The 19,428-nt window shown below is 54.7% G+C and carries 27 protein-coding genes and 1 pseudogene; 24 read left to right on the top strand and 4 right to left on the bottom strand.

Annotation, left to right across the window (positions count from 1 at the left end; all coding sequences use genetic code 11):
• Positions 1–74: pseudogene (locus DXY37_RS13725) on the top strand (photosystem II protein D2); the annotation flags it as partial.
• Positions 58–1,446, top strand: a complete 1,389-nt coding sequence (gene psbC / locus DXY37_RS03500) for a photosystem II reaction center protein CP43 (RefSeq protein ID WP_115125358.1) — start codon at positions 58–60, stop codon at positions 1,444–1,446. The pseudogene DXY37_RS13725 and the gene psbC, both read left to right, overlap by 17 nt.
• 128 nt (positions 1,447–1,574) lie before the next feature.
• Here the strand turns inward: psbC and DXY37_RS03495 are convergent, their stop codons facing one another.
• Complete coding sequence (locus DXY37_RS03495) at positions 1,575–1,835, bottom strand: hypothetical protein (protein WP_115125357.1); 261 nt, start codon at positions 1,833–1,835, stop codon at positions 1,575–1,577.
• A 78-nt stretch (positions 1,836–1,913) separates the two neighbouring features.
• On the bottom strand, positions 1,914–2,486 hold the full coding sequence (locus tag DXY37_RS03490; RefSeq protein WP_115125356.1) for a nucleoside triphosphate pyrophosphatase: 573 nt from the start codon (positions 2,484–2,486) through the stop codon (positions 1,914–1,916).
• 94 nt (positions 2,487–2,580) lie between these two features.
• Here DXY37_RS03490 and DXY37_RS03485 point away from each other — a divergent pair, with 94 nt between their 5' ends.
• From DXY37_RS03485 to DXY37_RS03420, 13 genes are all read left to right on the top strand, one after another.
• The gene (locus tag DXY37_RS03485; RefSeq protein ID WP_115125403.1) at positions 2,581–2,922 is read left to right on the top strand and encodes an Npun_F0494 family protein; all 342 of its coding nucleotides are present in this window, start codon (positions 2,581–2,583) and stop codon (positions 2,920–2,922) included.
• Positions 2,923–3,046: 124 nt separating this feature from the next.
• Complete coding sequence (locus tag DXY37_RS03480; RefSeq protein WP_115125355.1) at positions 3,047–4,528, top strand: cobyric acid synthase; 1,482 nt, start codon at positions 3,047–3,049, stop codon at positions 4,526–4,528.
• 26 nt (positions 4,529–4,554) lie between these two features.
• The gene (locus DXY37_RS03475) at positions 4,555–4,776 is read left to right on the top strand and encodes a 2Fe-2S iron-sulfur cluster-binding protein (RefSeq protein ID WP_115125402.1); all 222 of its coding nucleotides are present in this window, start codon (positions 4,555–4,557) and stop codon (positions 4,774–4,776) included.
• The gene (locus DXY37_RS03470; RefSeq protein WP_115125354.1) at positions 4,773–5,975 is read left to right on the top strand and encodes a chloride channel protein; all 1,203 of its coding nucleotides are present in this window, start codon (positions 4,773–4,775) and stop codon (positions 5,973–5,975) included. Before DXY37_RS03475 ends, DXY37_RS03470 begins: the two co-directional genes overlap by 4 nt.
• Positions 5,976–6,848 (top strand): DMT family transporter, encoded by an 873-nt coding sequence (locus DXY37_RS03465; RefSeq protein WP_115125353.1) that lies wholly within the window; start codon positions 5,976–5,978, stop codon positions 6,846–6,848.
• A 63-nt stretch (positions 6,849–6,911) separates the two neighbouring features.
• A complete protein-coding gene (locus DXY37_RS03460; RefSeq protein ID WP_115125352.1) occupies positions 6,912–7,655 on the top strand; it encodes an MBL fold metallo-hydrolase in 744 nt (247 codons plus the stop codon).
• 24 nt (positions 7,656–7,679) lie between these two features.
• A complete protein-coding gene (locus tag DXY37_RS03455) occupies positions 7,680–8,342 on the top strand; it encodes a secondary thiamine-phosphate synthase enzyme YjbQ (protein WP_115125351.1) in 663 nt (220 codons plus the stop codon).
• Between the two features lie 24 nt (positions 8,343–8,366).
• Complete coding sequence (locus tag DXY37_RS03450; protein WP_115125350.1) at positions 8,367–9,641, top strand: MFS transporter; 1,275 nt, start codon at positions 8,367–8,369, stop codon at positions 9,639–9,641.
• 87 nt (positions 9,642–9,728) lie between these two features.
• Entirely contained in the window at positions 9,729–10,016 is a 288-nt protein-coding gene (locus tag DXY37_RS03445) for a hypothetical protein (protein WP_115125349.1), read from the top strand.
• Between the two features lie 380 nt (positions 10,017–10,396).
• Positions 10,397–10,639, top strand: a complete 243-nt coding sequence (locus tag DXY37_RS03440) for a hypothetical protein (protein ID WP_115125401.1) — start codon at positions 10,397–10,399, stop codon at positions 10,637–10,639.
• A 78-nt stretch (positions 10,640–10,717) separates the two neighbouring features.
• Complete coding sequence (locus tag DXY37_RS03435; RefSeq protein WP_371637806.1) at positions 10,718–10,921, top strand: hypothetical protein; 204 nt, start codon at positions 10,718–10,720, stop codon at positions 10,919–10,921.
• Positions 10,922–11,076: 155 nt separating this feature from the next.
• Positions 11,077–11,244 carry a high light inducible protein gene (locus DXY37_RS03430; protein WP_244276814.1) on the top strand — a complete coding sequence of 56 codons (168 nt, stop codon included), beginning with the start codon at positions 11,077–11,079 and terminating at the stop codon, positions 11,242–11,244.
• 539 nt (positions 11,245–11,783) lie between these two features.
• Positions 11,784–11,969, top strand: coding sequence for a hypothetical protein (locus tag DXY37_RS03420; protein ID WP_115125346.1), 186 nt, complete (start codon positions 11,784–11,786; stop codon positions 11,967–11,969).
• Between the two features lie 545 nt (positions 11,970–12,514).
• Here the strand turns inward: DXY37_RS03420 and DXY37_RS03415 are convergent.
• On the bottom strand, positions 12,515–12,898 hold the full coding sequence (locus DXY37_RS03415) for a hypothetical protein (protein WP_115125345.1): 384 nt from the start codon (positions 12,896–12,898) through the stop codon (positions 12,515–12,517).
• On the opposite strand from DXY37_RS03415, the gene DXY37_RS03410 reads away from it, so the two are divergent.
• Complete coding sequence (locus DXY37_RS03410; protein WP_115125344.1) at positions 12,897–13,169, top strand: DUF1651 domain-containing protein; 273 nt, start codon at positions 12,897–12,899, stop codon at positions 13,167–13,169. The genes DXY37_RS03415 and DXY37_RS03410 overlap by 2 nt on opposite strands.
• A 120-nt stretch (positions 13,170–13,289) precedes the next feature.
• Here DXY37_RS03410 and DXY37_RS13025 read toward each other — a convergent pair whose 3' ends face one another.
• On the bottom strand, positions 13,290–13,619 hold the full coding sequence (locus DXY37_RS13025) for a hypothetical protein (protein WP_136975544.1): 330 nt from the start codon (positions 13,617–13,619) through the stop codon (positions 13,290–13,292).
• 218 nt (positions 13,620–13,837) lie between these two features.
• Here DXY37_RS13025 and DXY37_RS03395 point away from each other — a divergent pair, with 218 nt between their 5' ends.
• The 8 genes from DXY37_RS03395 to DXY37_RS13200 all read left to right on the top strand — a co-directional run bounded on the left by DXY37_RS03395 (position 13,838) and on the right by DXY37_RS13200 (position 18,563).
• Complete coding sequence (locus tag DXY37_RS03395) at positions 13,838–14,422, top strand: ferritin (RefSeq protein WP_115125399.1); 585 nt, start codon at positions 13,838–13,840, stop codon at positions 14,420–14,422.
• Positions 14,423–14,851: 429 nt separating this feature from the next.
• A complete protein-coding gene (locus DXY37_RS03390; protein WP_115125341.1) occupies positions 14,852–15,169 on the top strand; it encodes a DUF3303 domain-containing protein in 318 nt (105 codons plus the stop codon).
• 924 nt (positions 15,170–16,093) lie between these two features.
• A complete protein-coding gene (locus DXY37_RS13215; protein ID WP_170951766.1) occupies positions 16,094–16,270 on the top strand; it encodes a hypothetical protein in 177 nt (58 codons plus the stop codon).
• A 512-nt stretch (positions 16,271–16,782) separates the two neighbouring features.
• Positions 16,783–17,328 carry a hypothetical protein gene (locus DXY37_RS13210; protein ID WP_170951765.1) on the top strand — a complete coding sequence of 182 codons (546 nt, stop codon included), beginning with the start codon at positions 16,783–16,785 and terminating at the stop codon, positions 17,326–17,328.
• A gap of 24 nt (positions 17,329–17,352) precedes the next feature.
• The gene (locus DXY37_RS13720) at positions 17,353–17,811 is read left to right on the top strand and encodes a DUF1651 domain-containing protein (RefSeq protein WP_371637803.1); all 459 of its coding nucleotides are present in this window, start codon (positions 17,353–17,355) and stop codon (positions 17,809–17,811) included.
• Between the two features lie 50 nt (positions 17,812–17,861).
• A complete protein-coding gene (locus DXY37_RS03365) occupies positions 17,862–18,056 on the top strand; it encodes a hypothetical protein (RefSeq protein ID WP_115125337.1) in 195 nt (64 codons plus the stop codon).
• 135 nt (positions 18,057–18,191) lie between these two features.
• Positions 18,192–18,365: a hypothetical protein gene (locus DXY37_RS13205; RefSeq protein ID WP_170951764.1), complete on the top strand. Its 174-nt coding sequence runs from the start codon at positions 18,192–18,194 to the stop codon at positions 18,363–18,365.
• A 30-nt stretch (positions 18,366–18,395) separates the two neighbouring features.
• Entirely contained in the window at positions 18,396–18,563 is a 168-nt protein-coding gene (locus DXY37_RS13200) for a hypothetical protein (protein WP_170951763.1), read from the top strand.
• Positions 18,564–19,428: the final 865 nt, after the last annotated feature.

Raw genomic sequence — 19,428 nt, 5'->3', positions numbered from 1 at the left:
TGGCACCGGCTGACCAGCCGCACGAAAACTTCGTCTTCCCTGAAGAGGTTCTGCCCCGTGGAAACGCCCTTTAATTCCGGTCTTATCGCCACTGGCGGTAAAGACCTCGACTCCACCGGCTATGCCTGGTGGGCTGGCAATGCCCGTCTGATCAACCTTTCAGGCCGTCTGCTCGGTGCCCACGTGGCACACGCAGGTCTGATGGTGTTCTGGGCCGGCGCCATGATGCTGTTCGAGGTGAGTCACTTCACCTTCGACAAGCCCATGTACGAGCAGGGTCTGATCCTGTTCCCCCACGTCGCCACACTCGGTTATGGCGTGGGTCCCGGTGGCGAAGTCACCGATCTCTATCCCTTCTTTGTCGTCGGTGTTCTGCACCTGATCAGTTCCGCTGTGCTTGGTCTCGGCGGTCTGTATCACGCCATTCGCGGACCAGAAATCCTGGAGAACTACTCCACGTTCTTCTCCCAGGATTGGCGCGACAAGAATCAGATGACCAACATCATTGGTTATCACCTGATTCTCTTGGGCGTTGGCTGTTTGCTTCTGGTCTTCAAGGCCATGTTCTTCGGTGGCGTGTATGACACATGGGCACCGGGCGGCGGCGATGTTCGTCTGATCACCAATCCGACTCTCGATCCGGGTGTGGTCTTCGGCTATCTGTTCCGCGCTCCCTTCGGTGGAGAAGGCTGGATCATCGGTGTGAACTCCATGGAGGACATCATCGGTGGCCACATCTGGCTGGGTCTCACGTTGATTTCCGGCGGTATCTGGCATGTCACAACCAAGCCTTTCGGTTGGGTGCGTCGCGCCTTCATCTGGAATGGTGAGGCTTACCTGAGCTACAGCCTTGGTGCTCTGAGCTTCATGAGCTTCATTGCCTCGGCATTCATCTGGTTCAACAACACCGCTTATCCCTCTGAGTTTTACGGCCCAACCAACGCCGAATCTTCACAGGCTCAGAGTTTCACCTTCCTGGTGAGAGACCAGCGTCTCGGCGCCAACATTGGTTCCGCTATGGGCCCAACCGGCCTTGGTAAGTACTTGATGCGTTCACCGACCGGTGAAATCATCTTTGGTGGTGAAACGATGCGTTTTTGGGATTTCCGCGGTCCCTGGCTTGAGCCCCTGCGTGGACCGAATGGCCTGAGTCTCGACAAACTCCAAAACGACATCCAGCCCTGGCAGGTTCGTCGTGCTGCTGAGTACATGACTCACGCCCCCAACGCATCGCTGAATTCCGTTGGCGGCATCATCACCGAGCCCAACTCGGTGAACTTCGTGAACATCCGCCAGTGGTTGGCAGCGACTCAGTTCGTGCTCGCCTTCTTCTTCCTGGTGGGTCACCTCTGGCATGCAGGACGCGCGCGTGCTGCTGCAGCAGGTTTCGAAAAGGGTATCGACCGTTCAGCAGAGCCTTCACTGGCCATGCCAGACCTCGACTGATCATCACGATCAGACCCAATCGAGATCACAAAATTCGATCGTCATCCAGCCCCACTTCACGGTGGGGCTTTTTTTATGGACGACATCAATGATCGATCACAACGCGCGGCTGAGACAGAAAAGCGGAGTCAGAAGTCCAGATCGAGCAACGTATGGCCTTTGGGAGGCTGATGCCGCTCCTGTCCGGCTTTGGGAAGCTGAACCCCCTGGACCGAGCGACTCCATTCATCCATGGATTCCGTGAAATAAGCCTGTTCAGAATGGAGGCTCAATGAATCATTGCCTTGATCGGTGGCACTCATCGACAAAGGCTCCATTGCCGATGCGCTAAGAGAAAGCGTTGCTGAAAACAGAGCTGTGCCGAGTCCAGAGAGGAGAAAACGAAGCATGGCCAAGAGTGCGAAGGGGGCCTGACTTCGCATTAGCTACGGCGAAAGAAAAATGGCAACGTCTCCAATTGCCATGTTTCAAACCTGAGGTAACCAACGCCGCAATAGAGGCAAGCTGAGGCCAATCACATTCGAATAACAGCCATCGAGACGCTCCACAAAGGAGCCTCCAAGGCCCTCCAATGCAAAGCCTCCTGCACAACGAAGCGGTTCGCCACTGGCGACATACGCTTCGATCTCCTGATCGCTGAGATCAGCAAACATCACCCTGGTGGTCACACACGCAATCAGCGGCTCTTGCGATGTCAAACCAAGGCCTGACATCAGGCAGTGGCCAGTGTGCAGATCACCCCAGGCACCACGCATGAGTTGCCAACGTTGCACAGCCTGAGCCGAATCAGCTGGCTTTCCGAACACTTCTCCAGCAAAAACAAACAACGAATCACATCCGAGCACGGCTGTGATGGCATCGTCTTTGAGCTGACTGCGAACGGCCAGCGCCTTGGCCTGAGCCAGACGCCTGACCAATGCGATCGGATCGGGATCCTGAATGGCCTCTTCATCAACACCGCTGATCTCGACACGATGTGGAATGGCCGCCTGCTCGAGAAGACGACGTCTTGCCGGGGATGCTGAAGCCAGCAGCAACATTGGTATCTCAGTTAGCGGCGCTGAGAACGAGAATGGCATCGACAGCACGTCGCGTGTGACTCTTCAGGACCCCAGCGAACTCACACGGCATGCCATGAGGCGAGCACGCCAGGCGGTTTGCTGCCTTCCTTTCCAACGCAGCTTCTACCGCAACGTGGAACAGGCAGCGCTGAGCAGCAAAGAATTGGTGGCAAGACCAGATTGGCCTGCACAGACCAGACGACGATTAAATGCCAGCGAGACGGAGGATCTGCTCATCTGGCTGATTCAACTGGGGGTTCTACGCAGGGAAGTTGACGGCCAGGGTCTTACAGAAAGGGTGCGTCTGACCCCTCTTGGCAGGGAGGTGCTGATCCCCTGGCCTGAAACGATCCCCTCAGCAGGCATTGGAAGCCGTCTGGTGCACTGGTGTCGTCGACACCGCCCCCGCTGGTGAGTGAGCACAGGATGACTAACAAGCCAGCAGAATTCATGCGAAGTCGAGCACAAATCACTGCAATGCCGCAGCTTGCGACTCTCGGCAAAGCGCAGTGAGCAGAACCTCCCGACCCACCCCACTGATGGTGCTCGGCACCAGTAGTGGTGCAGGAAAATCGCTGATGACAGCAGCGCTCTGCAGAGTGCTGAAACGGCGTGGCGAAACACCGCTGCCCTTCAAGGGGCAGAACATGAGTAACAACGCCTGGGTGGATCAGAACGGCGGCGAAATGGCCTACTCCCAGGCACTGCAGGCCTGGGCCGCCGGGCTGGAGCCGGTGCATGCCATGAACCCAGTGCTGATCAAACCGCAGGGCGATTCGACCAGCGAGGTAATTCATCTTGGGAGCTCCGCCGGCACCTGCAGGGCAGAGCATTACTACCGAGACTGGTTCGACTCCGGCTGGGCCGCCATCCGCCAGGGTCTCGAGAATCTGCAGGCCAATCATCAAGGCGGAAGACTTGTGCTTGAAGGAGCTGGCAGCCCGGTCGAGGTCAACCTGCAGACACGCGATCTCACCAACCTGCGTCTTGCCAAGTACCTGCAAGCCAATTGCCTGCTAGTTGCCGATATTGAACGCGGAGGCGTATTCGCCCAGATTGTCGGCACTCTCCAGTTGATGAAACCTGATGAACGGCGACTGATCCGCGGGCTGCTGGTTAATCGGTTCCGAGGCAGACGAGAACTTTTCGATGAAGGTCGACGCTGGCTCGATACCAATACAGGCATTCCGGTTCTTGGAGTGATGCCATGGCTTGACGAGCTCTTTCCGCCTGAAGACTCCCTCGACCTGCTGGAGAGGAGAGGCCGCAAGCGCAGTGCTGAGCTTGAAATTGCCGTGGTAAAACTGCCCTCACTCAGCAACTTTTCTGATCTCGACCCCCTGGAGGCAGAGCCAACCGTTGAGCTGCGCTGGATCGCACCGGGCGAAGCGCTTGGGTCTCCCGATGCCGTCGTGATCCCGGGAAGTAAACAGACCCTTCGCGATCTTGCTTCCCTGCGCAGTAGCGGACTAGACGCTGAACTGATCCGTTTTGCCAACAACGGCGGTGAGCTATTCGGCATCTGTGGCGGCATGCAGTTGCTCGGTGCGGAATTGCACGATCCCGATGGACTGGAGGGCGAAGGGCTACCAGGACAATCCGGCAGCGACGTCGCCGGCCTTGGCCTGCTCCCCCTGCGAACCGTGTTCGGCGGCGACAAGGCACTGCATCAACGCCAAGCTCTTGTGCTTTGGCCTGATCAGCAACCGCAGCTGAAGGTGGAGGGATTCGAACTGCATCGGGGAAGCAGCGAAGCCATCGACGACTGCGACACATTCAGTGCAGAACAAGGCCTGGGCTGGATCCGTGCGACCACCGCAGGAACCTATCTGCATGGAATCTTTGAGAACGGGCCCTGGCGACGACGCTGGCTGAACCGGCTTCGACGCAGACGCGGGCTGGCGGATCTCAGTGAGCAGCAACCGCACCACAGTCGTCAGAGAGACGCGCTGCTCGACCGCTTGGCCGATGCCTTTGAACAACATGTGAATCTGGAACCACTGCTGGACACATCCACGTGACCTCTGGGCACAAAAGGGTGGAAATCATGTGGCCGGACGGTCAGCGCAGCGTCAGCTACAAGGGCGAAGACTGGTTGGCGGCAGCGCGGCAGGCCGGCGTGCATATACCTACTGGCTGCATGGGAGGCAGTTGCGGAGCCTGCGAGATCGATGTTGATGGAACCACCGTGAGGGCCTGCATCAGCAGCGTGCCTGCGTCAGCATCGGGCCAACTCAAGGTGGAGTTGGCCACCGACCCGTACTGGTGATCCATCAGCCACCAACCCCAGCTCGCAGTCTGCTGGTCGGCACTGCACGCGCCCTACTGGCTGGAGCCGCAGGGGGAGGGCTGGCAGCGCTGGTGGTGAGCAGCACGCTCATGCTTCAGACCTGGATCTGGGGTGCAACGGTCGCGCGAGGTTTGCCCAGCGATCGCTCCTTGATGTGGTGCCTGGCCTGGTCGGGAACGATCGGCATCGCTCTCAGCCTTCTGCAACGTCGGCGTTCAGGCAGTGGGCTACCGGAAATGTCGGAGACGCTCGCTGAACTACGGCAACCGGAAGGATTGGACACGCATCACGGCCTCAGGCAAGTGATCGGAGGCATGCTGGCTCTCGCTGGCGGGGGGACTCTTGGCCCGGAGGCGTTGATGACCCGCCTCGTCGCCGTCGCAAGCCACGCCGTCTGGGAAGGCGCGGATCGTGACTTGTTGGCTGCTGCAATGGCGGGATCTCTGGGATTATTCCGCTCACCCCTGGTGGGCGGCGCAGCATTAGCCGGATGTCAATGGCAGCTGATTTGGCGCTGGCTGCCAGGAACCCTTGGAGGATTGACCGGTTTTGTGGCCTTCCATGGCTTAAGCGACCTGGGCGGAGGCATGCGAGGCGTGCCCTATGCCTGGCCCTCTGATCCCTCGCAAGGCATCAGTGCGTTGCTAGCGGCCATGCTCGCTGGCCTGGCGGGTTGGCTCGCCGGACAGGTCATCAAGCGCTGGCGTCATTGGCTCCAACAGTTGCGGCTACTGGAACGCTTCTGGTGGATCCCGATCGGTACAGGTCTTCTGATTGGGCTCTGTCTCTGGGTGTTACCACTGGCTGGCTTCTCCGGGGAGAACCAGTTGAAACCCCTCGTCCTGCAGGAATGGAGGCTGGAGACAAGCGTCTTGGTGCTGTCAGCCCTGGTCAAATTATTGATGGTCGGACTGTGTCTGGAGACCGGATGGAGAGGCGGCCAGTTTTTTCCAGTGATCCTCGCGAGCAGCGCACTGGGGATGGGACTGCACGAATGGATTCCCTGGATTGGCAGCATCGACACCTGGAGTGGGGGTGTTGTCGGGGGGTGCCTTGCGGTGCTGCTCAACTCGCCGCTACTCGGACTGGCGCTCGGCCTCACGCTGTTGCAGAGCCATGGAGCCGGAGCGCTGGTGATCGGCCTACTGGTGGGTCTGATCCTGCAGCGGAGGCACTAAGTGGGAATCCTGGCCGGATTGGTTGCAGCACTGGCATGGACCCTGGCGAGCAGTCTGTGGCGAGGTCTCTCCACCTCTCTCAGCGCGGTTCAACTCAATGGGCTGAAGAATCTGATCGCCTGCGCAGCATTGCTGCCGGTGCTGGTCACACTCCCCTGGAACGGAGAAGGGAAGAGCCTGATACTGCTGCTGATCAGTGGTGGACTGGGAATTTCACTGGGAGACAGCTTTTATCTCGCCTCACTGAGACGTCTCGGCACACGCAGAACACTCACCCTGGAGTCGCTCGCACCCGTCGCAGCCGCTGCTGGAGGCTGGTTTGCCATGGGAGAGCAGCTCTCTGTTCAGGGCTGGGCTGGTGCACTGCTGGTCACGATTTCCGTGGTGTTAGTTGCCGTGCAACAACCTCCTGACGCCACACGACTGCTCGACCGAAGCCGCCATGTGCAGGCGCAGGGCTTAGTGCTGGGCTTGATGGCTGTGGTCTGCGGTGTGGCAGGCGCCGCCGTCTCGCGCACTGTTCTGGTCAACAGTGAGCTAACACCTCTGCAAAGTGCTGCCTGCCGTCTGCTGGGTGGCCTGCTGCTGTTGCTTCCCTGGCTGCGCTTGGCAGCCAGATTTCCGCAACCACGCCCGCGCAGTATGCGTTGGCCGCGGGTGCTGGCCGCAACAGTGCTGGGAACCGTTCTGGGGATCCTGCTGCAACAGGTTGTGCTGCAGAGGTTGCCTCTGGGCATCGGCATCACAGTGCTGAGCACGGCACCGGTGATGGCCCTACTGGTAGCCCGTGCCGAAGGGGATCAGCTGAAACCGTCCGTGCTGTTGGCCTCAACACTGGCCGTCACAGGCGTTGGTCTGGCAGTGCTGAGTTGAGCTGGGAAGCGCTCAGCTGAACCAGCTCATTGACTAGCGTCGCTGCGATGCAACTGACCGGAGATGACAGACACAGCCACCTATCTCGGAGCCAATGGCTGGCTGCTGACCATGGCTGGACTGAGGGTGCTGCTGGACCCATGGCTCAGTGGTCCACTGGTGTTTCCACCAGGTCCCTGGTTGCTGAAAGGTGAGATGCCAGAACTGATGCCCATTCCGGATCAGCTTGATTTACTTCTGCTCACGCAGGGGCTTCCAGATCATGCCCATCCAGAAACGCTCCAGGCCCTGTCAAAACAGATCCCCGTGGTGGCATCGGCAACCGCCGCGCGTGTGGTGCAGCGTCTGGGATTTGAGACCATCACCGAGCTTCGACCCGGCGACGCCACCACGATCGCTGGACTGAAAATCCAGGCCACTGCAGGGGCAGCAGTCCCGGCAGTCGAGAACGGCTACCTGCTCGACTGGCACGAGGGTTCCCTCTATCTCGAACCGCATGGTGTCTTGGATCCTGCGATCGATCAGCGCAGCGTTGACACCCTGATCACTCCGGTGGTGGATCTTGGCTTGCCGATGCTGGGAGCATTCATTACAGGCGCTCGCGTGATGCCGGATCTGATCAGCCGATTCCAGCCCAAGACCGTGCTGGCGAGCACCACCGGCGGCGATGTGAAATTCAGCGGGATGATCAGCAACCTGCTGAACGCCGCTGACGCCTCGACAGATTGCGGCGATCTTCCCGAAGACTGCACGCTGATCACACCCACGGTGGGGCGAGAGATCCCATTGCCCTCGGGGTCGCGCTAGAGAAAGAGCAACGGGGCCCATGGCATGGCGTTGGATCAGCTGCTGACGCAACTGGAGATCAATACGCACGGACCGGGTTTCACCCCCCTGAACCAACAACTGAATCAGTGCGTGCACCAAGTCGGACTGATCACCGGGGTGATGCATCTCACCTGCCTACATACCAGCTGCAGCCTGACCATCAATGAGAATGCCGATCCACGAGTCCTCAAAGACCTGGCGGCCTGGATGAATGCCATGGTGCCTCAGGACGGAGCTGGACCTAGCGGACCAGATGGCAGACGTCGCCGTTACCTGCACGACGACGAAGGTGATGACGACATGCCAGCCCATATCCGCACAGCCCTCACCACCCAGACCATGAGCTTGAGTGTTGACAACGGCCGATTGCTCCTGGGCACCTGGCAGGCGGTCTATCTCTGGGAGCATCGCTCATCCCCGCATCACCGACGACTCGCCTGTCATCTGATCGGACACATGGCAGACCCAGCCAGTGATCGCGATCAGCTCTCGGCATCAGCCAGAAACACCACGGCGAGCCTGCTGGCTCGCCGCAACGGCCAACGACTGAATGATGTCGTTCAAGCGCGCCATGTCCCGGGGGCATGGGCTGAAGACGGTGGGATTGAAACCGACGTTGATTTGCTGATTGATCGGTTGCATGAGATCTCCGATCAACAGCAATGAGACCGCCGCAATGATCGCGACACGATGAACACGCAGCCCAGCGCCAAGAGCACCAGCCGTGTGCTCTTGGCAGGCCTAATCGGCAACGTCATGGAGTGGTACGACTTCGCCCTCTACGGCTACTTCGCGACCACCATCGGCAGGGAATTCTTCCCCTCCAGTGACCCAGCCTCCTCACTGATCGGTGCCTTCGGAGCCTTTGCTGCCGGATTTCTAGTGCGACCCCTCGGGGGGATGGTGTTCGGTCGAATTGGTGATCTTGCCGGGCGACAACGAGCTCTGCAACTGTCCGTGATGGTGATGGCCGTTCCCACGGTCCTGCTTGGCTTACTCCCGACGCATGAACAGATCGGCATCGCCGCTCCGATTGCAGTTGTCCTGCTTCGCATTGTTCAAGGCTTGTCAGTGGGGGGCGAATACACCAGCTCAGTAATTTTTCTGAGCGAAAACGCCCCGGAACGCCAGCGTGGTTTCTACGCGATCTGGGGGCTCTGGGGATCCGTGCTGGGCATGTTGATCGGCTCTGGCTTTGGTGATCTGCTGGCCCACACGCTTCACCCAGATCAACTGGGGAGCTGGGGATGGCGATTGCCATTTCTGCTGGGAGCACTGGTGGCGGCCAGCGGCGTTGTGATCCGCAGAGGCATTGGTGCCGAAATCATCGAACCGCAAGCGAAGTCGCCGATTCGAGAAACCTTTGGCCGCTATCGCCTGCAGGTCCTGCGTGTCATGGCGCTGAACATCGCGAGCAGCGTCGGGTATTACGCCGTGTTTGTCTACGCGGTGAGCTACATGGAAGACGTCGATCACCTCAGCACGGCTACATCCCTGAGCCTGAACACCGGCGTCCTGGCTGTACTGCTGATGCTGTACCCGATTTCAGCGTGGCTCTCCGACCGTATCGGTCGCAAACCGATGTTGATCAGCGGATCATCACTACTCTGCTTCGGTGCATTGCCGTTGTTCAACCTGATGCACAGCGGCGACCCTCAGCAAGTGATTTGGGGAGAACTGGGTCTCACCTTGGGTGTAGCTCTACTTGCAGGTGGAAAGAACCCCGCAAACGTGGAGCTGATGCCTGCCGCGGTTCGTTGCACCGGCCTAGCCGTGGCATTCAACATTGCAGAAGGTTATTTCGGCGGAACAACTCCCTTGATTGCAACCTGGTTAATTACACAGACCGGTAACCCAGTGTTGCCAGGGGCATGGGTCGCCATGAGCGGACTGTGCACCCTGATCACGGCATGCGCCTTCACGCGCGAAACAGCATTTCGTCGTCTGTCGACTGAGACAGCCTGAAAACAGCTTGCTACAAGAAGGCAGAAGCCAATCTGCCGCCATGAATCCAGAAGGGGAAATCTGGCCTTCCGTGGTGGGTGCTGGCTGATGTGTCTTCTTGCAGCGCTAGGACTGATCACACCCCGCCTCATTTTGGTTCTGTTGTGGATGTTCAGTCCTGATGTTCTTCTTGGTCCCTTCACAGCCCTGGCAATCCCCAATCCGATCCTTCCGGTTTTGGGTCTTGTGTTGTTGCCAACCACGACACTTGGCGTGTGCTGGGCAACGATGTCGTTTGGAGGAGTGCAATCGTTCAGTGGACTGCTGATTGTTGTGATCGGCCTATTGATTGATGCAGGCCTAATTGGCAACGGCAGAGGTATGGCCAGACGTTGAGGATCAGCTGTCCTGCTCGTCATCCATCGAGCGACGCACGAAATATTGGGTCAGCAGGAGAAGCGCTAAGAAACCACCGGTCACAAGCAGAAGCAGCACACCAAAAGATCAGGAACGTTGCTGCAGAAGCCTATTGAGGCGCCCACGCATCCGATTGACCTGTGAACGTTCCTTCTCGGATCGGTCAACCTGGCGAAATGACACCACAAACACGGTTGCCGTGGAAGCGACTCCAAGCGCGAACAAGCTCAACGACAGGCAATCCAACGTTTCCATGAGACGACAATGGACTCCTCAAACAAGATTAAATGAGACCAACACTGCATGCCTGCCTCCAATCCAAACCGGGTTCAACAGAATGATTGGAGTTGGCTCAGACCATGACCTTTGATCGCTCCCTCAAAGGTCAGACCTTGAATCTGAAAGCAGCGAGCGATGCCAGAGTCGCGGAGAGAGTGGCACAACATCTTCAAAGGCGGATCAAAGAAGATGACTGGCGTCCCTACAAATCCAAAGAGGAAGCACTGCGTGCCTGGAGTCGGCTGGGCGGGATACGCCTGCAAGTCATGCAGGCACTAGGCCTGCTGAACGATGCAAATGCTGGATCAACGGGTGAGCGCTGACGAACAAGACGTGACAACAGCACCCAAGTGATGCCATGACAAGGACAGCTGCCGCTGCAGGGCTTGAACTCAACACAGGTGCTGATCCAACAACCTAAGGAAGACACCCTGATCGATGCCCTAAGAGGCTGCAGGAACGTGTCTGAGCTCAGAGCACTAGAGCAACGACTGGCTAACACGGACTCGATACCACTCTTCGACTGGATCTGCGATCTGCTCGTGCAGCGGCGGATTTCCAGGGGGTTGGCGGCGAGGCTGTTAGGTCAGCTGCACAACAAGTGATTGCGGCCAGAAGGGTGGCCAGCAACACGACAACGCACAAAACAGGCTGAAATCCTGAGACATGCGCCCACTTCCATGCGCATCACGCACATGTGCTATTTGCAGCACCGAAAGACGGACGTCGTTGCAAAAATAGATGAAGTTACGTAAATAACATGGCAGATCAGCAAGTTGAAGCCAAAACCGCAATGGAAGAAACCTTTGGGATGCAAACCTGGGTCGACGGCGAAACCTGGAATGGTCGGCTGGCGATGATCGGCTTTGTCGTCGCAATCGCGATCGAAGTAGCAGCAGGACAGTCTCTACTCCCGAAAATCTGGTGAAGGTCAACAAGGACAGGCCTTCATGGCTTGTCCGCTAAAACAAAATGTGAGTAGATGAGCTTTGCACAAGCGAATGCTCGAGTTGCCTACTCGCATCCCCCACGTGGGTCATGACTGACATCAACAACAATTTTGTTCAACCAAAACAACAACAGTTCAAACGACACAGTCCGGCAGGAAGATAGAATCATGAAAAGGCCACAACAATGGAAAGCGATTTAAGCAAACATCTAGCAAAAATACTTCATTCCTCTCAAGAGTACTCCAGCGAAGAATGCAATGGTGGAGCCGTGATCGAGCTTCTCTTTGATTTGCAAATTATGAATATCGAATCGCTTGAGGACTTCAAAAAAAGGCAGTCAGAAGATGCTGTCAAAGACTTGATCCAGGAATATCTCGACAGATAGACCTAAAGCCAACGATCAACAAGCTGACAACACCAAAAAACACCCTCATCTCGCGAACGATTTGCGGGCAGAGCGAAAGCGTCAGAATGGATAGCGGCAACAAGCGTCAAAGCTCTGAAAGCATCAACACAGATGAGTCAATACCCCACGGAATGGCATCTCGATGAAGCCGCTCTCGACTGGCTAGATCGGCTTCTCGACCAAAAATACCGCGATGGTTTGAGCAGCACTGATCTCTCCGCACATGCACGTGCAAGAGAAATGGTTGATTTATGGCGTGCACAAATGGGATCAAGACGCCACCAAGTCGATCCTTAATCGATTGACCTTGATCACAAGCTCTAGCGATACAACTCTGAGGCCATAAAACATAAATAGCTAAGTCAAAAATATTGAATTAATTCCTAAACAGCGAAAACCAGCTCGAAAGATTGTCTTTGCGAAATTCAACGAGGCCACAGCATGATGACCAGAACTCCTAGAAAAACAATAACCGCTCCAATCAAATCACCAAAGTCAAGGACTTCATTTGTCACTGGCCACGAAGACCTCTAAGCTCTCTAAAACTAATCAGCTCCAAAGAGTCAGCACCAAACAGCACACTCCATAAAATCTTTGAAAGCCAATCCCAACAGTCTACTTTGATCAATCAGGGCGCTCCTTAAACGCCAATAAAGACAGATGCAACAGACCATTATTGAAGCACTTAATACGTCACCAATATCAATGTATTTGAGGCATAACAGCAACAATCAATTCGAAAATTATCCAGCAAGATAGATCCAATAATTCTACATATTACATGAAACGTGATGAAATAAGCAATCCAATCGCCCTCCAGCAATTGACCCTCAATGCATTGGTCACTTGCCCACAGGCTGACCCTGATCCAACAGGTCATCGGCAGCCAGATTCCCACCACCAGTCCACATGTTGACCTCTGGACCACCGCTCCATGCGGATGAGCTTGGACTGGAGTCCTCAACCAAGATTCCGTTTTGAATGTCTTGGCTGAATTCAGAGGGAGTGACAGGCCCATCGACAGCAACCATCAAAAGGGCAATCAACAGGAGGGCTTCCATCTCTGATTTGGCGTACCACCCTTCATAGCTCGAGCCGCGGCGGATTCGATCGATCAACCATGCGCGCAAGTCAGGATCGACTTTGACGACACTTGAGCCCAAACGTGCTGAGTTGATGACATTCAACGACAGCTGATAAGCAAACAAAGTCAGACTCCTGTTCATGTTGAACCGCTGTCCAAGCCCGTTTGATGCATTTGACAAGCCTGGGGGAGAAGCTTGGCTTGTGAATGGCGACCAACAACTGGTTGTGCAATTCAAGCCCGATTCATTAACAAACCATGGGCAGTGGATAGAGTTGAGAACATACATTTGGGTTCGCCCACATCCGCCGGTTCCTCAGTCCAGACGGAAGCTCACCAACCAAAACGCCAGTGATACCTGGAAGCACATGGTCAAAGTTGGATGGCGTCGATGTGCCCCGCCAGTGCGCTGACGGACTCATCAGAATGCAACTGCTGACACCCTCCTGGATTGGCAACAACTCCAAAAGCAGCTCGATCGCCCAATTCTTCAAACCCACGCAGGCTGAACAATCAAAGAAGAACGTTGACGCTCAAGTGCGGGTGAGCATCCGAATCACACCAAAAACAAACAAAACCAAAACTATCGAAGCAAGAAAGGACTTACCGCGATTTGCAATACCAGCTTGAATCATTTGAATCATGTGTTCCTTATCACTTAAGCCAACCCATATAAATATCAGCAAACTTTTCATGGATACGCTACACATTCGAGCGGCTCTTTGCGAATAAAAGATACGCAGACTGTTGTTATTGCGATGAACAAGTAGCGCCTGAACCTCCATTAAGCGGAAATGATTCAGAGGGCAGGCAAGCATGCGCGTCTTGATGCATTGCTGAAACAAAGGCTCTCTGAGACCCATGCGGCTCTAGACCCGCCAACACGTCTCCATCGCTCCACACAAACGAAACTGATTCTCATCAGCAGATTTGCACTCCTGACTGTGATTCTCAAGTGCATATTTACAACTACTGAATGTGATTCTCAAAAGCATATTTTGATCCTTTAATGTTCGGTTTTTACCCTTATCTTTCGCTCTTTTGTGATGTAGAACTGATTCATCCCTCCAAGAGGTTCGACATGACAAATTCAGCTACCGCTCAAGCCACCATCACCGTTCCCGTCGGTCCTGCAGGCCGGGCCATGGCCGAGCCCATGTCCTCCGAGATGCTCGATCTCATGCAGGCTCACCTCAACCTGGAGCGTCAGTCCGCTGCTGCCTATTTCGCTGCTGCCATCTGGTTTGCTGAACGCGAGCTGGTCGGCTTTGCCGAGCATCTCCGCGATGAGGCCAAACAGGAAGAGCAACATGCTGCCAAGTTCGCCGATTACCTGATCTCCAGAGGTCAACGGCCTGTTCTCGACACCGTTGAACCGCCTCGTCAGCAATGGCCTGATGTCGAGCAGGTGATCGCCAATGTCTTCCGCATGGAAGCTGATGTCACCGCTTCCGTTCTGCAGCTCTACGGCACCGCTGAGCAGGATCTCGACCGCCGCACCTCGGTGTTCCTTGATCCCATCGTTGATGATCAGCGCCTTTCTGAGCACGAAGCCGCTTATCTGCTGGGTCGCGTCAAGTTCGCCGCAGGCAACCCTGCTGCCGTGATGATCATCGACGCCGAGCTCAGAGAAGGTGACGCCAAGCCCGCCAAGCTCGAAGCCTGATCCAACTCACAACAACCCAAAGCCCCGCTCAACGCGGGGCTTTGCTGTGCGCTGGCCAGGGTCGGGCAACTTTGCGACGAAGATGCGCAACGTCGCGCATGGTCCGCTGCTACATCAATGGGCGCCCTAGGCTTCATCATCTTCTCGTCTGCGACAGCACAACTCTCAAGACAAAGTCTTGACCTTATTCTGATACTAGGCATTGCAGCCGTAGCTGTTCAGTTTGTTCTTGCATCAATCCAATATTCAATGTCCTCAAAGAAAGCATCTCTATTGATTTCTGATTAAAACCCTGAAAACTATTGCCAACTATCGTTGGGTAGCAGAAGTTGATTTCAAGGATCTTCTGGGTTTGACTGAGCAATGGATCAAACGCGATGCTAAAAAACTCTGGTTTCTGCTACCAGGGAGTGTTTTTGCGTTCAACTCGTGCAGAACTATCTGATTATCTGGAACTTCCCAACAGTTGCAGGCTCATGGGAGGCTTGCCCCTCGTTTGCTGAGTACATCAATGCTGGAGGTCCAGGCGACAAATTTGAAGGTTTTGAACTGAGGTATCGCGTGTGTGATCCCATCGCTGGCAGAGGAATGGCCATTGCGGTGGCGAGTGACATCAGCAAAGTCTGGGCCCATCTGGCGCCTTGGATCAAAGGCTTCGGGATCAAATTTGAGGTCACACCAGTTGTCTCCGACTCAGAGTTTGCGGCAATGTGGCCAGGATTCCAAGCATCTGCGAACGCTGAATAAGCGAAGGGTGTGATCAAGAGGCTATGCAGAGTTTCTACCTATTGAAAGTTCTGCTAGTTGCGTTTCAAAGGGGTCGGGTCAACTTCTATCGATGCCTCTGATGAGTCAACCACAAGAACCAACCTGTCCGATGCCTCAGCCTCAGCCCGTCTGCCCGATGAAAAGCAGAAGTTCACGGGAGTAATCCTTACCAAAAGAGGGGTTAAGGCCGGAGAAATCCGGCCTTTTTGATTGTGGACATTCAGGCACCCTTGAAAAAGCTTCATCGGTGACGGATTCATTGTGAATCAACTGACATTGTCACCAAGTTCAGGCAAAGCTCCATGAAACCATTTGTCTTGCTTGCATTCCTCTTCGTTGCATTTTATTTGTCGACAAAAGATTATTAATGAAGTCGCAATATCGCCAAGATCGAATTTTTTACAGCCATGCCCAGGCTAGCCAGCATGGAGTTTGCCAATAGGTGAGGCTTTGCCTTGACGACGTCTTTTTCAAATTCGAATAGTACGCATATTGATCAAACGATGAGTCTGCATGATTGGTTAGCCAAGACCGATTTCTCTCCAGATAGTGGTCACTGAAGACCGCGTCTCATGCATCAATAGATCCTTGGCAAGAATCGTGAGTGCCATTCCCATCAGGGCAAGACCAGTTCCACTATCTTTGTCTGCAGCATTCGATACGATCCTGGACAACTCTAGATGTTTTTGCCAGGAGAGATGCATTGAAATCAGTGGGGATAACCCTTTTTAAGTGATTCAGCAGATCGGATGGCAGTCATTAGCTGATTCAGGCAACGCTTTGTAATCAACACAATGTATTCACTCGAGCATCAATCCCTCGAAATGGTTGCAATGACTACGTTTGAGATTTGCTGTTCAGAAACATCTGGGGTAACTTCTGCATGCCAAGCCAAAAGCTCTTATGGAACCAATTGCTTTGACTCTGGGCCAAAAGTTTGAAATCGAAAAATTCTCCAGAGAGATCGACAACTCAAAAGATGTACAGCAGCTTCGTTCGATTGCCAAAGATCTTTTGATGGCTTGGCAGCAACAGCAAGCAGCAAGTGCATGGGCAATTCGGCAATCACAGGGGCTTTAGTAGCGCCAATGAGAGGCAGTCCTCAAAGAAGGCTGCCTTTGCAAGTTGACTTGCCACGAAAATCTTGAACGGAAGCCGAAAAAGCGCTGAAGACGGTCTAATTCATCCATCAGCCCTTGCCTTGAGATCTGTCATGGATTGCATAGCACTTCAGCATCAGCGTTAGAACAGCGGGCAGAAGCATGATCAATTGATCTCTTCAACCGAGTTGGCGTCGTACCAGGCCAGTGATAGCAAGGAGAGTGTTCTCAAAGAATGTGGAGAAGCATCCAGTTGGCAGCCACAGAGTGTCCATCTTTTGCTGGCCTCTCGCACAGAGTTTGAACTCACTTGATGGAACTTGGATCGATGATCCCAACAAGAAGCTGTGAATTTCACCTATTTGCTTCGTTGGCAGCAAAGATGAATCATCTGCCGACGATTCGTGTATACCATCGAGCGATTGAACGACACATCTTCTGAGAGGGAAGTTTGGGTCCCAGAAATTCAATACAAAACAGAGTTCAAAGCTTTTGTCAGCGCCCGCACAAAGTGCATGGCCACAGGCAAAACATATCGAGTATTCAATACACAGTCAAAAGATGTTCAATGCGTCATCACTTTACGCGACTGCAGGAAAATGTTTAATCTTTAAAGAGGCGACGCATCAACCCCTAAAAAGTAGGTCAATCCTCGATGATCTGAACATTGTCACAACAGATAATCCCAACCCTCATACTTGCAACCTCGAAGTCGAAAAGCCGACGGCTCGGATATCGACAGTTGCTAGAACGAAGGATGTATTCCCGCACTTCATGGAAAAGTCAGAGAAAAGCGCACTGATCAAAATCGCGTTGTTGGCTTTTGGTTGGCCTCTTGCTCTCAATCATTTCTATGAGGGAAACCCTGGGTTGGGCTTGACAGCCCTCTTGGGAACCTGGATTGCCTGGGGCACGATTTTCGGCATCGTCGTCTGGATCTTTCCCTACTTCAATGCTCTTTTCAAAGCCTTGCGAGAGTTTGAAGGCAACCCTCAGCAACATGAGGGAAGGCCATCCTTAGATCCAAAACGCCAATGATCTTGTCCGCCTGACTCATTGAACTTGAGAAAATGTTCTGAAATCGAAGTGCAGCGATCGAGCAATCAGGTCCAGCGCAGAGGAGCACATGGCAGCCAAGATGTTCCAAGATGCAAGATTGACGATCAACAGCTGATCAACCGCCGAGTTGAGCTCACCCGAGGCCTTCCTCGCACACGGATCAAACCGGATGAGCGCCAGACTCCACTGATGCCGAATCGCTACCGCGCCACTCATGAATCCCCACCGAAGCCCGGAGGGGAAGGCTGGCTGGTGAATGGTGATGCGCAGCTGCTGGTGAGGTTCAGCAATGACAACCCGACTGCTCATGGCCAGTGGGTCATCTTGAGCACGTATCGCTGGGTGAGGCCGAATCCTCCGGTTCCGCAGAGCCAGAGGCGCATGCTCCGGCACAACGCCGTGGAGGCCTGGAAAAACATGCAAATGGTGGGTTGGCGCAGGTGCCACCCACCGGTGCGTTGACTGGCTTTACCCAGAGTGATGGCCAGAATTGGCTCAACCGATGCATTCCCGTGGCCCGGACTGAACGTCACCCAGACGACATCACCCATCAGCTCTTACGAGCCATTGGCCTGCTGCTGATGCTGAGTGTGGCCGGTGTGTTGGCACTGGTGGTGGTCAAACCAGCTTCCTACTGGGAAGGAGTGGCCGGAGGTGCGGAGCGAGCCCCCATGCCTTGTGTGAAAGACACCTCGATGGAGATATGAACCTCCAGCACTTGCCTGGATGTCCAGAGCTCGACGATGTCTCTGATCAACAGTGGATCAGATCGATGAAACACCTCATCGCTAAACACTGTATAAAATGACACGTGGATAACTGGTGTCGCTGGAGGAGGGCTTATGGCCGCCGATCCGAAGGAGGAGCTGACCGAAGGCCTGAAGCATTGCCTGTGGTTTAGAGGTCCGGTCCTAATGGATCACCTCATGACCCTGCGGCATGACGTGAATCAACTCAATGCACCAACCAGACCAGCCACGAACAGAGTCGACGTCGAAGACTCATCCAATCCTTAAGACTGAGGCCAGAGCACGAGAGAGGGAACCATGGAATGGACCGAGGAATTCATCACTCATGCACAGCATGAGCTGACCGCAATGGTGAACGACTGGAAATACGACTACGGGGCCGATGACAGAGCCTTTGTCGCGATGCTGCTATGGATGGTTCTCAAACTGAATCCAGAAGCTGACATTGATCCTGAGTGTTTCTGAGATCATCAAGCTGCGGGGATCCACGATTGCATTGCCAAACGGCCATTGCGCTGCCCAACAGCAATGGAACTGACAACATGGCCATGACACGAGACAAGAACAACTCAAACTCACGACGTTTTGAACAGAACAACATCCAGGGTTTCAATACAGCGACTGAGCCTTTGCTTGGGATCGGCCGCTTTGCTGATCACAACAGTGCAGAGCGCGCGGAGCGATGCCATGAACTATCAATGCTTCGACAAGGAGACTCGTCGCCCTGTCGCGGCGAGTTTGATCGACCTCAGTACATCTGAGGTGAGTTGTGAACTCATCACCCCGACAGAACCCAGGAGCACTTCGCCCGGTCAGGGCATCAGCAGTGGGCCAAGCCCATACGCCGAAACGTCTACCGATCCAGACGTCGTGAATCGATATATTCGCAACGATCCATTTGCCGCACGACGAGCAATCAACCTTGCAAGAGGTGCTGCGACCAGAAGAAATGGCGGCCTAAGAATTTATCGCTCTGGGATCTGCATGTATGAAAGTGCATCGAATAATCCCTGCCTGGCTCACGCTGGGCCTGAAGGATTTGAATTCAAGATTCCTGGCGGCGCTCCTGGTTGGGAACAGTCCTCTGGTTCTCCTGCCGTGATGACAAGAATTCTTGTGGCCGCAGACGGACGGTCAGTCCTGCAGATTGACCAGACGCTTTTGAGCGAGCCTGCAACATTCGACTGAACATCGACCGCGCACAGAAGCTCAGAGACCGGGACTTTGTCTTAGCCGAGCAGCGAAGCTCAAACTCACTCAGTCGTCATACAGCCTGCTCCTTCCCCTGAGCGATTCGCAATCACTGGGAGGTAATTGATTCGCTGCAAAA

Source organism: Synechococcus sp. GEYO, from assembly GCF_900473955.1.
Classification (GTDB): Bacteria; Cyanobacteriota; Cyanobacteriia; order PCC-6307; family Cyanobiaceae; genus Synechococcus_C.
The sequence above is the reverse complement of the archived record's forward strand: the minus strand, read 5'-3'. Positions and strand labels throughout refer to the sequence as shown.